12 protein-coding genes and 1 tRNA gene are annotated in these 14,959 nt (G+C 34.0%); 12 read left to right on the top strand and 1 reads right to left on the bottom strand.

Annotated elements, in window-relative coordinates; all coding sequences use genetic code 11:
• Window positions 1-5: 5 nt before the first annotated feature.
• The 8 genes from ABXQ82_RS16210 (at window position 6) to ABXQ82_RS16175 (ending at window position 10,688) form a co-directional block, all read left to right on the top strand.
• The gene (locus tag ABXQ82_RS16210; RefSeq protein ID WP_367062154.1) at window positions 6-770 is read left to right on the top strand and encodes a hypothetical protein; all 765 of its coding nucleotides are present in this window, start codon (window positions 6-8) and stop codon (window positions 768-770) included.
• Between the two features lie 138 nt (window positions 771-908).
• On the top strand, window positions 909-3,437 hold the full coding sequence (gene topA, locus ABXQ82_RS16205) for a type I DNA topoisomerase (protein WP_367062152.1): 2,529 nt from the start codon (window positions 909-911) through the stop codon (window positions 3,435-3,437).
• A 3-nt stretch (window positions 3,438-3,440) separates the two neighbouring features.
• Window positions 3,441-4,607, top strand: coding sequence for a formimidoylglutamase (locus ABXQ82_RS16200; protein ID WP_367062149.1), 1,167 nt, complete (start codon window positions 3,441-3,443; stop codon window positions 4,605-4,607).
• Between the two features lie 164 nt (window positions 4,608-4,771).
• The gene (gene gldK / locus ABXQ82_RS16195) at window positions 4,772-6,133 is read left to right on the top strand and encodes a gliding motility lipoprotein GldK (RefSeq protein WP_367062147.1); all 1,362 of its coding nucleotides are present in this window, start codon (window positions 4,772-4,774) and stop codon (window positions 6,131-6,133) included.
• 79 nt (window positions 6,134-6,212) lie between these two features.
• On the top strand, window positions 6,213-6,845 hold the full coding sequence (gldL, locus tag ABXQ82_RS16190) for a gliding motility protein GldL (protein WP_367062144.1): 633 nt from the start codon (window positions 6,213-6,215) through the stop codon (window positions 6,843-6,845).
• A 47-nt stretch (window positions 6,846-6,892) separates the two neighbouring features.
• Window positions 6,893-8,449 (top strand): gliding motility protein GldM, encoded by a 1,557-nt coding sequence (gldM, locus tag ABXQ82_RS16185; protein ID WP_367062142.1) that lies wholly within the window; start codon window positions 6,893-6,895, stop codon window positions 8,447-8,449.
• A gap of 51 nt (window positions 8,450-8,500) precedes the next feature.
• Window positions 8,501-9,391 (top strand): gliding motility protein GldN, encoded by an 891-nt coding sequence (gene gldN / locus ABXQ82_RS16180; RefSeq protein ID WP_367062139.1) that lies wholly within the window; start codon window positions 8,501-8,503, stop codon window positions 9,389-9,391.
• Between the two features lie 247 nt (window positions 9,392-9,638).
• Window positions 9,639-10,688, top strand: a complete 1,050-nt coding sequence (locus tag ABXQ82_RS16175) for an FAD-dependent oxidoreductase (protein ID WP_367062136.1) — start codon at window positions 9,639-9,641, stop codon at window positions 10,686-10,688.
• Here the strand turns inward: ABXQ82_RS16175 and ABXQ82_RS16170 are convergent.
• Entirely contained in the window at window positions 10,678-11,061 is a 384-nt protein-coding gene (locus ABXQ82_RS16170; protein WP_367062134.1) for a DUF983 domain-containing protein, read from the bottom strand. The two genes, ABXQ82_RS16175 and ABXQ82_RS16170, sit on opposite strands and share 11 nt — an antisense overlap.
• Before the next feature lie 87 nt (window positions 11,062-11,148).
• Between ABXQ82_RS16170 and ABXQ82_RS16165 the strand changes: the two genes are divergently transcribed.
• The 4 genes from ABXQ82_RS16165 (at window position 11,149) to ABXQ82_RS16150 (ending at window position 14,608) form a co-directional block, all read left to right on the top strand.
• A complete protein-coding gene (locus ABXQ82_RS16165) occupies window positions 11,149-13,056 on the top strand; it encodes an ATP-binding cassette domain-containing protein (RefSeq protein ID WP_367062132.1) in 1,908 nt (635 codons plus the stop codon).
• Between the two features lie 259 nt (window positions 13,057-13,315).
• On the top strand, window positions 13,316-14,140 hold the full coding sequence (locus tag ABXQ82_RS16160; protein ID WP_367062130.1) for a Two component regulator three Y domain protein: 825 nt from the start codon (window positions 13,316-13,318) through the stop codon (window positions 14,138-14,140).
• A 74-nt stretch (window positions 14,141-14,214) separates the two neighbouring features.
• On the top strand, window positions 14,215-14,397 hold the full coding sequence (locus ABXQ82_RS16155) for a CPXCG motif-containing cysteine-rich protein (protein ID WP_367062128.1): 183 nt from the start codon (window positions 14,215-14,217) through the stop codon (window positions 14,395-14,397).
• Window positions 14,398-14,535: 138 nt separating this feature from the next.
• Window positions 14,536-14,608, top strand: a tRNA-Met gene (locus ABXQ82_RS16150).
• Window positions 14,609-14,959: the final 351 nt, after the last annotated feature.

Raw genomic sequence — 14,959 nt, 5'->3', positions numbered from 1 at the left:
TTAAAATGAATACCATTGAAACTATATTAGAAAAAATTGAACGCGCTAAAGAGTTAGACTTTGGTTCTATTTTTAATAATAATATTGAACTCTTCAAAAAAGTTTGGTTGCAAGGGTTTGTAACTATGATTCTAACAGGGTTATTAGTCGTTCCCTTTTATTTTATTATGTATATACCTTTAGTGGCAATTGGATTAATCAGTCCAGAAACTTTAGAAAACGGAGAAATGCCTAGTGTGGCTTTAATAATTGCTATGGTTATAATAGTAACTTTGTTTTTTCTGGTAGTTATTATAGTTTCTATTGGTATGAGGTCAGCTTTTTATAGGATTTGTAAAAACAAGGACTTTAACGATAAAACTAGTGATGATTATTTTTTCTTTTTCAAGAAGAAATATTTCAAAAAAACAATAATTTTAGGTTTGTCTATTGCTGGAATAACTGTCTTGTCATTGTTGCTTTTTATACTGCCAGTTTTTTACGTAATGATTCCTTTAGCATATATGCCAGTAATTTATGCTGTAAATCCAGATTTAACTCCAAATGAAATTATAAAAGCAGGTTTTGCATTAGGTAATAAAAAATGGTTTTTCACTCTATTGTTACTTATAGTTTCTTGGTTTGTTTCTTTAATAGGTTTATTGATGTGTTTAATCGGAATATATTTTACGCAACAGTTTGTTCTTTTACCATTTTATGAAGTATACAAACAAATGGTAGGTTTTAGCCATAAAAGCGAAATAGACACCATTGGTTCAGGAGAACTATAGAATCCTGAAAAAATAAATTTAAAGCCCGTTTTTAGTAAATAAAATCGGGCTTTTTCGGTTTTTTAATTCACAGTTAATCTGTAAAATTAGGCAGATAAACTTTTTTTGATATACATTTGTAGCTTCAAAAAATGATGTATGGCGAAGAATTTAGTGATAGTTGAGTCACCTGCTAAGGCAAAAACTATAGAAAAATTTCTAGGAAAAGATTTTAAAGTAGAATCCAGTTTCGGACATATTGCCGACCTCCCCTCAAAGGAGTTGGGAGTGGATGTCGAAGGTGATTTCAACCCCAAATACGAGGTTTCCAAAGATAAAAAGGAAGTTGTTAAAAAACTGAAAGCACTCGCCAAAAAAGCTGAAATGGTTTGGTTGGCAAGTGATGAGGATCGAGAGGGTGAAGCCATAGCGTGGCATTTGGCAGAAACCTTAAAATTAGATAAAGACAAGACAAAACGTATTGTTTTTCATGAGATTACCAAGTCAGCCATTCAAAAGGCTATAGAAAATCCAAGAGGTATAGATTACGATTTAGTAGATGCACAACAAGCGCGTCGTGTTTTAGATAGAATTGTAGGTTACGAATTGTCTCCGGTACTTTGGAGAAAAGTAAAGGGAGGGCTTTCCGCAGGTCGTGTGCAGTCAGTTTCAGTACGATTAATTGTTGAAAAAGAAAGAGATATTCAAGGGTTTACACCTGAAGCGTCTTATAGAATTGATGCAGAGTTCTCTAACGAGGACGGGCAAAGTTTCAAAGCGAAATTGCTAAAGAACTTTGCAACGAAAGCAGAGGCACAAAAATTCTTAGAAAAAAATGCGACAGCAACCTTTAAAGTTGGGGATTTACAAAAGAAACCAGCAAAAAAAGCACCCGCAGCACCATTTACAACCTCGACATTACAGCAAGAAGCATCACGTAAGCTCTATTTTTCGGTAAGTAAAACCATGACGATGGCGCAACGCCTGTATGAAGCGGGTTTGATTACGTATATGAGAACGGATAGTGTGAATTTATCAGATGAAGCACGAAAAGGCGCTGAGGCTGAAATTAAGGATGCCTACGGTTCAAAATACAGCAAGCCAAGAAATTATAAAGGAAAAGCAAAAGGTGCTCAAGAGGCGCATGAGGCTATTCGGCCAACAAACTTTGCAACACATTCCGTAAATATAGATAGAGACCAAGCGCGTTTATATGATTTAATTTGGAAACGTGCCATTGCATCCCAAATGAGTGATGCTCAATTAGAGCGTACCAATGTTAAAATTGAAGCATCAACACATAAGGAAACCTTTACAGCAAACGGAGAAGTGATTAAATTTGATGGTTTTCTAAAAGTATATTTAGAAGGTACTGATGATGAAGATGCAGAACAAGATGGCATGTTACCAGCGTTAAAAGTAAATGAAACACTTTTAAATAGTTTTATTTCGGCAACCGAACGTTATACACGCCCACCGGCAAGATATACAGAGGCCTCGCTAGTTAAGAAGTTAGAAGAATTAGGAATTGGTCGTCCGTCAACATATGCGCCAACTATTTCAACCATTCAAAATAGAAATTATGTTGAAAAGGGAACGGTTGATGGCGTAGAGCGAGAGTACACACAATTAAAACTTCAAAACGGAAAAGTTACGGATGTAAAATTATCTGAAAAAGTGGGTTCTGATAAAGGAAAATTGGTGCCAACAGATATTGGAATGATTGTAACCGACTTTTTAGTAAATCATTTCGAAGCTATTTTGGATTATAATTTTACCGCAAAAGTTGAGGAAGATTTTGATGAAATAGCAGAAGGAAAAGAGGACTGGAAAAAAATGATGAAGTCATTTTACAAAAAATTCCACCCCGTTGTAGAAGATGTAAAGGAAAACGCCGATAGGGAGTCTGGAGAACGTATTCTTGGAAAAGACCCTAAAACAGGAAAGCAAGTAAGTGTGCGTTTGGGTAAATTTGGGCCAATGGTACAAATAGGTACTGTTGACGATGAGGAAAAACCACAGTTTGCTAGTTTAAGCCAAGATCAACAATTGAATACCATAACTTATGAAGAGGCTATGGATTTATTTCAATTGCCTAAAAATTTAGGAGAGTACGAAGGTCAAGAGATTTTAGTGAATAATGGGCGTTTTGGACCCTATGTTAAGTTTGGCGATGCGTTTGTATCATTGCCAAGAGGAACAGATCCATTAAGTGTAGAACTGGATGAGGCTATCGATGTTATCAAAGAAAAGCAAAAAGCAGATGCACCAATATATATGTATAAAGATTTGCCGGTACAAAAAGGCAAAGGGCGTTTTGGGCCATTCATAAAATGGAACAATATGTTTATCAATGTGAATAAAAAATACGATTGGGATAACCTTTCTGATGATGAAATTGTTGAATTGATTGAGACAAAAATTCAAAAGGAAATAGATAAAGTGATCCATAATTGGGAAGATGAAGGTATCCGTGTGGAAAAAGCACGTTGGGGAAGGCACAATGTATTAAAGGGTAAAATAAAAGTTGAATTGCCTAAAACTGTTGATGTTTCTGAAATGACCTTAGATGAAGCAAAAGCTATTATAGAAGCAAAAGCACCAAAGAAAAAGGCAGCTAAAAGAAAACCTGCCGCAAAAAAGAAGGCACCAGCTAAGAAGAAAGCACCAGCAAAAAAGAAGTCATAGCTAATGAATTTTAATTTTCTCTCACCTGTATCAGACACTATTCTGGCTCACAACGAGCTCCTGTCAATGCAAGCACTTGGAAGAAGACTGCTCATACATTCCAATCAACAAGGTATTCCTGATTTAGAAGGTGTAAATATTGTCATTTTAGGAATTATCGAAAACAGAAATGATGTTGATTACATTGGCGAAACTTTCCAATTAGATGAAATTAGAAAATCGCTTTATGCGCTTTTCCCAGGTAGCTGGACTACTACAATAGCAGATTTAGGAGATATCAATGCAGGTGAAAGTATAGAAGATACCTACTTCGCTTTAAAGGAGATCATTGAGATTCTCATTAAAAAAGATATTATTCCTGTACTATTAGGGGGGAGTCAGGATTTGACATATGCCAATTATCGCGCCTATGACGCCATTATGCCAATGGTTAATTTGGTAAATGTAGATTGTAAGTTCGATTTGGGAGACTCCGCAAAACCTATTAAAAACAATAGCTTTGTTGGTAAAATTATTCTGGACGAACCTTATAATTTATTCAATTATTCAAATATTGGTTATCAAACCTATTTCAATTCGCAAGAAGAAATAGATTTAATGGAACGCTTGTATTTCGAGTCTTATAGATTGGGTAAAGTAAATAAAGATATTACAATAGTAGAACCTGTTTTGCGAGATGCGAATATTGTGAGTTTAGATTTAAAAGCACTAAAAGGTGCTGAGGTGAGTTTAAAGCAAAAGTATTCTCCAAACGGATTAGATGGAACTTCTATTTGTGCCATTTCAAGATACGCAGGAATAAGTAATAAGGTAAGTTCATTCGGGATCTATGAATATAAGCCTTCAAAAGATGATGAAATTTCATCAATGCTTATAGCTCAAATTATTTGGTATTTCATAGAAGGTGTAAATTGTCGTGTAAAGGACGATGATTTTTCAGATGAAAAAAATTACCAAAAATTTTTCACCATGGTAGAGTCGCACGAACTCGTGTTTTATAAAAGCAACAAAACAGGGCGTTGGTGGGTCGAGATTCCTTTTTTGGATGAAGTGAATAATAAATTAAAAAGACATACGTTATTACCTTGCACGCACCAAGATTATTTGGACGCTTGCAACGATATTATACCAGAACGTTGGTATAAGGCGTTTCAAAAGAATTCAGTATAAATGGACAAAATATGGTCAAAAGGTAAAAATCATCGACAAGATGCTATCTTTTTACGATGAAATGTTATTTTTTTAGACAAATAGTTGCTTATTAAAAAATATATAAATATGTTTACGCTCTCAAAATTGAAGCTTAAATAATTAACCTCGAGTTTTCTATGTATATGAAGAAGTTTTTTTTATTAACCGCGGTATTGACTTTATTAGCCAGTTGTGGCTCTAAAGATAGAGGTGAACTGGTAGGAGTTCAAGGAAAAAAATGGCACCCAGAGAAGCCTTATGGTATGGAGTTGGTTCCAGGAGGAGCATTTATTATGGGTAAAGCCGATGAAGATCTTGCTGGGGTAAACGATGCTCCAGGAAAAACTGTTACAGTTAGAGCTTTTTATATGGATGCTACCGAAATAACAAATAGCGAATACCGTCAATTTGTACATTGGGTAAGAGATTCTATTTTAAGAATGAAGTTAGCAGTTCTTGCAGATGAGGTTGGGAAAACACCTGAAGATGGTGGTATTGGTGAGTTTGCATTTAAAGATGCAGATACAGCAAACATGTCTGTTTACGAGAAGTACATGTTTGAAAATTATACAGGTTTAGGACCAACAGGTTACGAAGGAAGAAAAATAAATAAAGATGTAGATTTAATTTTTGACACAGCAGAATATCCTGATGAATTTTATGCTGAGGTTATGGATACAATGTATTTGCCTCTTGAAGCATCATACAATGGACAGCGTACCTGGGATGTTAAGAAATTTAAATTCCAGTATAGCTACATGGACATTCAAGAAGCCGCCCGTAACAGAGGAGTTGAGCGTAGTAAAGTAATTAAGAAAGAAGAGCTAGAGATTTATCCAGATACAACAGTTTGGATTAGAGATTTCCAATATTCATATAATGAGCCAATGCATAATGATTATTTCTGGCATGCGGCTTATGGAGATTATCCAGTTGTAGGTGTAACTTGGAAACAAGCTAAGGCATTCTGTGAGTGGAGAACTATCAACAAGAATGCTTATCAAAAATCTAGAAAAGGTGCGGCTATGGTAAATACGTTTAGATTACCATCAGAAGCAGAATGGGAATATGCCGCAAGAGGTGGTTTGCAAGCAGCAACCTATCCTTGGGGAGGGCCTTATACTAAAAGTGATAGAGGTTGTTTTATGGCAAACTTTAAACCGGTTCGTGGTGATTATGCGGCAGATCAAGCATTATATACAGTAGAAGCGAAGTCTTACGAGCCAAACGATTATAACCTGTACAATATGGCAGGTAATGTTTCAGAATGGGTGAATGCATCCTATGATCCAGCGTCATACGAGTACTCATCAACAATTAATCCAAGTGTTAACGATGCAGATAACAAACGTAAAGTTTTGCGTGGGGGGTCTTGGAAAGATGTAGCTTACTTTTTACAAGTGAGTTCAAGGGATTATGAATATGCAGATTCTGCAAGAAGTTATATAGGTTTTAGAACAGTTCAAGATTACATGGGGACAAACGTAACGAACAACACTAAATAATAATTTCAAATCAATTATAGTAAATATTAATTTAACCTACCTAAGTAGCTTGACTACTTAGAATTAAAACCAAAAAATTATGGCACAGTCAAAAGCAAGTAAAAGGTTCATGAATATGGCCTACGGATTAGGAGCATCAATTGTAATTATCGGAGCTTTATTCAAAATTATTCACTTCGAAATAGGACCTTTAACAGGTAACGTAATGTTAACAATAGGTCTGGTAACTGAAGCAATTATTTTCGCAATATCAGCATTTGAACCAGTAGATAACGATTTAGATTGGTCTCTAGTATATCCTGAATTAGCAGGAGGAGCGTCATCTTCTAAAAAAGATGAAAACCCAAAAGGTGTTTTATCTAAAAAATTAGATGAATTATTAAAAGAAGCGAAAATAGACGGAGAGCTTATGGCTAGCTTAGGCGATAGCATCAAGAATTTTGAAGGTGTGGCGAAAAGCATGACGCCAACCGTAGATTCTATACAAGCTACTAAAAAATATGGTGAGGAATTATCATTGGCAGCAGCTCAAATGGAATCATTAAATAGCTTGTACAAAGTACAATTAGAAAGTGTTAATAAACAGACTTCTATCAATGAAGAATCTGTAGAAAATGCGGCTAAATTAAAAGAACAAATGCAATCTTTAGCTTCAAACTTATCGTCACTTAATGGCGTATATGGTGGAATGTTGTCTGCAATGAATAAATAATTAGGGGTTTTTACCCAAATTTTAACAACCAAAAAACCTAATTAATTATGGCAGGAGGAAATTTATCACCAAGACAGAAAATGATAAACTTGATGTATTTAATATTTATAGCAATGCTAGCTTTAAATATGTCAAAAGAAGTATTATCAGCATTCGGATTAATGAATGAAAAGCTTACGGAATCTAATGAAGCTGCAGAAGCGCGTAATGATAAATTCATTGCAAGCTTGGAAATTAAAGCTGCGGGAGAACCCGAAAAATACAAGCCTTTAAAGGCTAAAGCAGATCAAATAGATGATTTAGCTACTACATTTGATAATTACTTAACAGATCTTAAAAGCAAAATGATTGCCAAAATTGATGATCCAACAGAATATGAGGTTATGGATAAGGGTGATTATTTAGATGAAAATTTCTTTAAAGGAGATAAGATTAAACCAGAAGGACAAGAATTTTTAAATCAAATAGTTACATTTAGAGAAGGCGTTACTAAGATTCTTCAAGGTGAAAAAGGAATGGAGTCTATAATAGAGGAAGTGAATGAGAAATTTGCAACTGAACCTAAAAAGAGAGATGCAGGAACGCAAGAATGGTTAGATTATCATTTTAAAGGATTTCCTTTAGTGGCTTCTTTAACTAAGATGACTCAAATGCAGGCAGATATCAAAACAACTGAATCTGAAATTTTGTCTAAAATGCTAGAAGGACAAATGACCCAATTAGCATCGATGGATAACTATACCACACTTTTAGAAACTTCTAAATCGGCGTATTTTAATGGTGAGAAATTTGATGGGAATATCGTTTTAGGACGTAAGGACAATTCAACAAGACCTAACAGGGTAGAGTTGACATTAGACGGAAGAAAACTTTCTGAAGATCAATATACCATTGAAGATGGTAAAGTGAAATTAAACATCAATACGGGAGGTGTAGGAGAACACAAAATTGAAGGAAAGTTGATTTTCGTGCAGGATGGGAAAGATGTTGAAGTAGATGTGAATCAATCTTTTGCAACTGTAGCTAAACCAAATTCAGCGACTATTTCAGCTGATAAAATGAATGTGGTTTATAGAGGTGTTAAAAACCCAATGACTATTTCTTTTGCAGGTATTGCCGACAATAATGTTAGTGCTAGTGCTCAAGGTTTATCAAGGATATCTGGTAGTAAATATGTTATGGATGCTCAGGCTATTAAGGGTAGAGAAGTGACTATCAATGTTACGGGTAAAATTAATGGTCAAACTGTAAGTGATAGAGCTACCTTTAGAATTAAAGATTTACCAAAACCAACAGGAACAATTAGAGGAGAGGATGGCGCTGTAAAAATGCAACGTCAAGGTTTGGAAAAATCTACCATCGGAGCTAAATTTGATGATTTTGATTTTGAATTGCCTTTACGAGTTTCAGGATTTAAATTTAAAGTTCCAGGGCAACCAACAATAAATGTTAGAGGAAATAAGTTAGATAGTAGAGCGAAAAGTGCTTTACGTAAAGCGAAACGTGGTTCTGGTGTTCAAATATTTGATATCGAAGCAAAAGCAAGTGGCGTAAGTGTCATACTTAAAAAGGTGTCACCTGTATTTATTGAGCTTACAAATTAAAATATTGGGCTAACTTAACCGTTAGCCTAATAATTATAAAAAAGTAAAAAGATGAATTTAAAAAGTGTTTTATTAACCATTACAGCTGTTGTAACAGTATCTAGCGCATTTGCACAGGCAAATATCCTTAATGCTAAAAGTCCTCAAGAAATTGGGGTTAGAACAGAAGAACAAAAGGCTATTGACAACGATAAACCCCTTGAATATGGGTATATTGATGATAGGGATATTTTGTTTGCAAAAATGGTTTGGGAAAAAGTTGTGCTTGATGAGCGTGCCAATTTTCCGTTGTACTACCCTGTAGATACCAATAATATTGGTAATAACAGGAGGTCATTATATGATGTTTTAATGAAAAACATAAAAAATGGGAAGATTAAAAACATTTATGACGATTCTTATTTTACTACAAAACGTACGTTAAAAGATATTGAAGGCGCATTAAGAAAAGTAGATACTACTGAGTATGGTATTGAGCAATTAAATGCTGGTGAAGAACTATCTGATGAATACATTGTTAGAAGGGATATTTCCGCAGCTGAGATTGAAGAGTATCATATCAAAGGACTTTGGTATTTTGATAAGCGTCAGTCTGAAATGAAATACAGACTATTAGGCATTGCTCCAGTAGCTCCTGATGTTAATTTTATTGATGATGACAATCCAGATTTGGTAGAACTTTTTTGGGTGTTCTTCCCAGATGCTAGAGATGTATTGCACGAAGCAAAAGCATTTAATAATGCCAATAGCGCCATACCACATTCGTTTGATCACATTCTTAACGCGAGACGTTTTCAAGGTTATATTTATAAAGAAGAAAATGTGCAAGGCGATAGAAAAATCAACGAATATATTTCTGAAAATTCTTTGATGCAGCTTTTAGAATCAGAACGTATAAAAACAAAAATTAGAGATTTTGAATTAGATATGTGGACATACTAATTTAAACTCACAATAATATTTTAAAACGCCTGCTTGTAAAGTGGGCGTTTTTCTTTTCTATCAGGTTATAAGCTGCGATAAGATATTAAATATCAAACCAAAAATTCAAAAACAAACAAACATCAATTCCTCCCCTTTTTCAAGGGCCAACAATTTCGATTCATTGAAATTAGGAGGGGTGAAATAGTATTATTTTAAGCAAAACCTTTTTATAACATACAATTTTCTTTAATTATCTTCGCGCTATATGCAAGCAAATTACGATTACATCATTGTAGGCCTTGGTTTGGCAGGAATAAGTTTCTGCGAACAATTAAGAGCAAATCATAAAACATTTATAGTCTTTGATGATAGCTCCGGAAAATCTTCAACAGTAGCGGGAGGCTTGTACAACCCAGTAGTTCTAAAACGTTTTACACCAGTTTGGAAAAGTGAAGAACAACTAGGTTTAGCATTGGATGTGTATGATAAATTGGAGCAACTTCTAAAAGTTACATTAGATTATAAAATTCCTGTTTATAGAAAGTTTGCATCTGTTGAAGAGCAAAACGATTGGTTTACGGCTTCAGATAAACTAGTGTTGACTAAATATCTATCCAATAAAATTATTCCGAATAAAAACACTTCGGTAATAGCAAATCATGGTTTCGGGGAAGTATTGCATACAGGAAGAATAGACGTAAATACCCTGGTAAAATCGTATAAATCTTTTTTGGGTCACAATGATTCCTTTCTTGAAGAACCATTTAAATATGATGCGTTAAATACTTCAGAAAGGGGTGTTAATTATAAAAATATAAAAGCGAAGCATATTGTATTTGCTGAAGGCTTCGGTATTACTAAAAATCCGTTTTTCAAGAATTTGCCTTTAGTGCCTACAAAAGGTGAATTATTGACCATTTACGCTCCTAATTTAAAAATTGAGTATGTTTTAAAAGGCCCAGTCTTCCTAATCCCAATCGGAAACGATTTATACCTAGTAGGAGCTACTTACGAATGGCAGGATTTAACATATGATACCACAGAAAAAGCCAAAACATCACTTTTAGAAAAGCTAGAAACACTAATATCCTGTCCGTTTGAAGTCATTCAACAAGTCGCAGGTATAAGACCAACGGTAAAAGATAGAAGACCTTTAGTAGGGCAGCATCATGAACATCAAAATATGTATGTATTGAACGGTTTAGGAACACGAGGCGTTATGATTGGACCCTATGTAGCAAAGCAACTTTATAATTTTATTGAAAAAGGGAGAGCTTTAGATGACGAAATAAATGTCAAACGTTTTATTTCTTAGTCAATGTTTCATCATAACTCAGAAACATATTTATCCAGATGTTTCTGGAAAGTCGCATGATAATAGGCATAAAGACAATAAGAGTGCCCACAATAGCAATGAATGTAACTATTAAATCCGCATCAAGAATTAACTTGCTAATAACAAATGCGGCAACCGCAAAAGCAATGCCAACGGCATAACTTACGTACATAGCACCATAAAAAAACGAAGGTTCAATTCTATATTTGGTGTTACAACTAGAACAGCGTTCATTTATTTTTAAGGTGTCCGTAAGTCTATATGGATTTTTTATAGTGTACATAGATTCTTGCTGACACTTAGGGCAACTTCCAGTAATTATACTATATAGTTTTGTTCCTTTTTTAAACATATATTTTAATGTATTTTTGCACGCGTAAAAAGCTAAACAAAAATAGTTGTATTAATTTAAAACGGCTGTAACATAAGTCACATTTCTATGCTTAACATTCATAATTTATCAATTTCATTTCAAGGAGAATATCTTTTTGAAGACATTACGTTTAAGCTTGGAAATGGCGACCGTGTTGGATTAATTGGAAAAAACGGAGCCGGTAAATCTACCATGCTCAAAATTTTATCTAAGGAATTGGAACCAGATTCTGGACAAATTGCTGGAGATAAAGAATTAAAAATTGGCTTTTTAAAACAAGATATTGATTTCGTACTTGGGAGAACTGTTTTAGAGGAAGCCTATGAAGCTTTTACTGAGATTAAAGACTTAGAAGCTAAAATGGAAGTGATTAACACCCAAATGGCTGAACGAACCGATTATGAAAGTGAAGGGTACAACCAGTTAATGATTGATATTAACGATTTACAGCATCAGTATGAAATCGTAGGAGGTTATAATTATCAGGGTAACACCGAAAAGATCTTGCAAGGTCTTGGATTTAAACGTGAAGATTTTGATAATTTAACCGATACATTTTCTGGAGGATGGCGTATGCGAATAGAGTTGGCTAAATTATTACTTCAAGATAACGACATTTTACTTTTAGATGAGCCAACCAATCACCTGGATATAGAATCTATCATTTGGTTAGAGAATTTCCTGAAAAATTATACAGGCGCAGTTGCGATTGTATCTCACGATAAAATGTTTTTGGATAATGTGACCAACAGAACTATAGAAATTTCTTTGGGGCGCATTTACGATTATCCAAAACCTTATACCAAATATCTCGTACTGCGTAATGAATTGAAAGAGCAGCAGTTGGCGTCTCAAAAAAATCAGCAGAAGCAGATAGAGCAAACAGAAAAGCTGATTGAAAAGTTTAGAGCCAAAGCATCTAAGGCAACCATGGCGCAATCGCTTATCAAGAAATTAGATAAAATTGACCGCATTGAAGTAGATGAAGATGATAATAGCGTAATGACGTTAAATTTCCCAGTTTCTATTACGCCAGGAAAAGTAGTTGTTGAAGCGGAAAATGTATCTAAAAACTATGGAGATAATCAAGTTTTAAAATCTGTTGATCTATTAATTGAACGCGATAGTAAAACAGCATTTGTTGGGCAAAACGGACAAGGAAAATCTACTCTGGCCAAAATTTTTGTTGGGGATATTAAATATGAAGGGCATTTAAAACTAGGGCACAATGTGCAAATTGGCTATTTCGCTCAAAATCAAGCAGAATATTTAGACGGAAGTAAAACCGTTTTAGATACCATGATTGATGCTGCAAATGAAACCAACAGAAGTAAGGTAAGAGATATTTTAGGCTCGTTTTTATTTAGAGGCGATGAGGTAGAAAAGTATGTAAGGGTATTATCCGGAGGTGAGCGTAACCGTTTAGCTTTGGCAAAGTTGATGCTCCAGCCATTTAATGTGTTGATAATGGATGAGCCAACAAATCACTTAGATATAAAATCTAAGAATGTTTTGAAGGAAGCTTTAAAACGATTTGAAGGTACATTGATATTGGTGTCTCACGATCGTGATTTTTTACAAGGTTTAACCAATATTGTATATGAGTTTAAAGATCATAAGCTAAAAGAATATTTAGGAGATATTGATTATTATTTAGAACAACGCCAAGTTGAAAATTTAAGAGAAGTTGAAAAGCGAACAGTCGTAAAAAATACGCCTAAAGAGAAAAATCAACATTCTTATCAAGATCAAAAAAAGCTAAAATCTTTAAATAATAAGTTGAGTAATATTGAATCTAAAATAGGTCAACTTGAAAAAGGTATTAAATCTGATGATGTTGAATTGGCTTCAAATTACGATAAGACTGTTGCTGATAAAGCCTTTTTTAGTAAATATGAAGCCAAAAAGAAAGAATTGAAACAACTTATGACAGATTGGGAGAACATTCAATATCAATTAGAAGAGTTGTCTTAATAAGTAATCTGTTGCTTTAAGTTTTTTAACTTCAATCAGCCTGTGCTTAGCTGTTTTCTTGATGAAACTAGTTTCAAATATTTAGAAATTAAACTATACCAGCCGGGTTAGAGTTGTAACAGCTAAGTAGCGAAATACTAAACATAGAGCTATAGGTCTGGTGATATGTTAAAATTTTATGCATTTCATCGATAAAAATTGTTTTTAGTCTGTTTCATTACTACTTTCGTACAGTAATTAGTCCTAAATCAACCTAAAGATGAAAACCATAAAACTTACAATTCTTAGTTTTTTAGTAGCAGTATCTGCTTTCGCAAATGTTTCTAATAGTGAAAAGGATGCTTTAATAGCTTTGTATAATAGCACTAACGGTGCACAATGGAATACTACATGGGATACTACAGCCCCAGTTGATACCTGGAACGGTGTTAAAGTAGAGCATGGTCAAGTTACTGAGATTAACTTGCCTTTTAATAACCTAAACGGTGAATTACCTGTTCAAATAGGTGATTTATTAAACTTAAAAAAGTTAAACCTTGGTTTCAATGGTTTAACAGGAGAAATTCCAACAGCCCTTAGTAGCTTAACAAACTTAGAATCCCTTGAATTGTTTATGAATAAATTCGAAGGAGAGATACCTGTAGTATTAGGGAGCCTAAAAAACTTAAAATCATTAAAATTGTACAGTAATAAATTATCAGGTAATATTCCATCTTCATTAATGGGATTAACCAATCTGGAAGAGTTATTACTTGGAAGTAACTATTTAACAGGTAGCATTCCAAACGGAATTTATGCTCTATCTAAGCTTAAAAAATTAAGTGTAATGGATAATAAAATGGATGGGGAAATTCCTGTTGAAATTGCACAATTAACAAACTTGGAAGAATTATTATTATCAAGCAACCAGTTTACTGGAGATTTGCCAATGGAATTTATAAACTTATCAAAGTTAAATACTATTATGGTAAGCGATAACAATTTGAATAAAGAATACATAAGTGTTTCAGGTAAAAATCCACCAGCTTTAATGCGTTTAGGCACACAAAATGCGACAGCCACAATGGATATTGAAAAAGAATAATCAAGAAGAATTTTTTTATAAAAGTTAATGGTAAAATAGGTACACAATTGTGTGCCTATTTTTTATATTTATATATGTACGAACATTTCTTTACATGTCCCTATTGTTGGGAAGTAATTTCTATGTTACTAGATAATTCTGTGTCAAGTCAAGTTTATATTGAAGATTGTGAAGTGTGCTGTAACCCAATTCAGGTAACACTAAAATTTTCAAGTTCAGAATTATCAGAATTTCAGGTGACTAACATTGAGCAATAATATTTTCTAATTTTCTTATTGTAGAAATTAAAAAGGATTGTATATTTGCAGTCCGAAATGATTTGGTCGGCATTATGAACCGAAAGTAGGTTCTCAACTTGATTGAGTATCGCTAAGTAAATTATTTTAAAATTATATCGCGGGATAGAGCAGTAGGTAGCTCGTCGGGCTCATAACCCGAAGGTCACTGGTTCGAGTCCAGTTCCCGCTACAAAGAAACCCATTGATAATCAGGTATCTAAAACCTTTGTCAATGGGTTATTTTTTTGATATCTTGCAAGCCGCATACAGTACCGCATACGAATCTTTGGGATCAAGAACAATTGTTGTGTTTACGCAAATACTGGATCAAGAACAATTGTTGTGTTTACGCAAATACTGTGGTTAACCTATAAAGGAAAAAATCTACGTTTCTCACACCTCTGAACTGTGCCCTAAAAGCGGATCAAGAACAATTGTTGTGTTTACGCAAATACTGTGGTTAACCTATAAAGGAAAAAATCTACGTTTCTCACACCTCTGAACTGTGCCCTAAAAGCTTTAATTTTTGCGTTGAAAGATT

It is taken from the genome of Algibacter sp. 2305UL17-15 (genome assembly GCF_040720935.1).
GTDB lineage: Bacteria > Bacteroidota > Bacteroidia > Flavobacteriales > Flavobacteriaceae > Jejuia.
Note: the sequence above shows the minus strand (reverse complement) of the source record. Positions and strands in the feature narration are given on the sequence as shown.

Bases quoted from the DNA above. Each gene is read 5' to 3' on its own strand.
- ABXQ82_RS16210 (WP_367062154.1), top strand. From the start codon at position 6: ATGAATACCATTGAAACTATATTAGAAAAAATTGAACGCGCTAAAGAG.
- topA (WP_367062152.1), top strand. From the start codon at position 909: ATGGCGAAGAATTTAGTGATAGTTGAGTCACCTGCTAAGGCAAAAACT.
- ABXQ82_RS16200 (WP_367062149.1), top strand. From the start codon at position 3,441: ATGAATTTTAATTTTCTCTCACCTGTATCAGACACTATTCTGGCTCAC.
- gldK (WP_367062147.1), top strand. From the start codon at position 4,772: ATGAAGAAGTTTTTTTTATTAACCGCGGTATTGACTTTATTAGCCAGT.
- gldL (WP_367062144.1), top strand. From the start codon at position 6,213: ATGGCACAGTCAAAAGCAAGTAAAAGGTTCATGAATATGGCCTACGGA.
- gldM (WP_367062142.1), top strand. From the start codon at position 6,893: ATGGCAGGAGGAAATTTATCACCAAGACAGAAAATGATAAACTTGATG.
- gldN (WP_367062139.1), top strand. From the start codon at position 8,501: ATGAATTTAAAAAGTGTTTTATTAACCATTACAGCTGTTGTAACAGTA.
- ABXQ82_RS16175 (WP_367062136.1), top strand. From the start codon at position 9,639: ATGCAAGCAAATTACGATTACATCATTGTAGGCCTTGGTTTGGCAGGA.
- ABXQ82_RS16170 (WP_367062134.1), bottom strand. From the start codon at position 11,061: ATGTTTAAAAAAGGAACAAAACTATATAGTATAATTACTGGAAGTTGC.
- ABXQ82_RS16165 (WP_367062132.1), top strand. From the start codon at position 11,149: ATGCTTAACATTCATAATTTATCAATTTCATTTCAAGGAGAATATCTT.
- ABXQ82_RS16160 (WP_367062130.1), top strand. From the start codon at position 13,316: ATGAAAACCATAAAACTTACAATTCTTAGTTTTTTAGTAGCAGTATCT.
- ABXQ82_RS16155 (WP_367062128.1), top strand. From the start codon at position 14,215: ATGTACGAACATTTCTTTACATGTCCCTATTGTTGGGAAGTAATTTCT.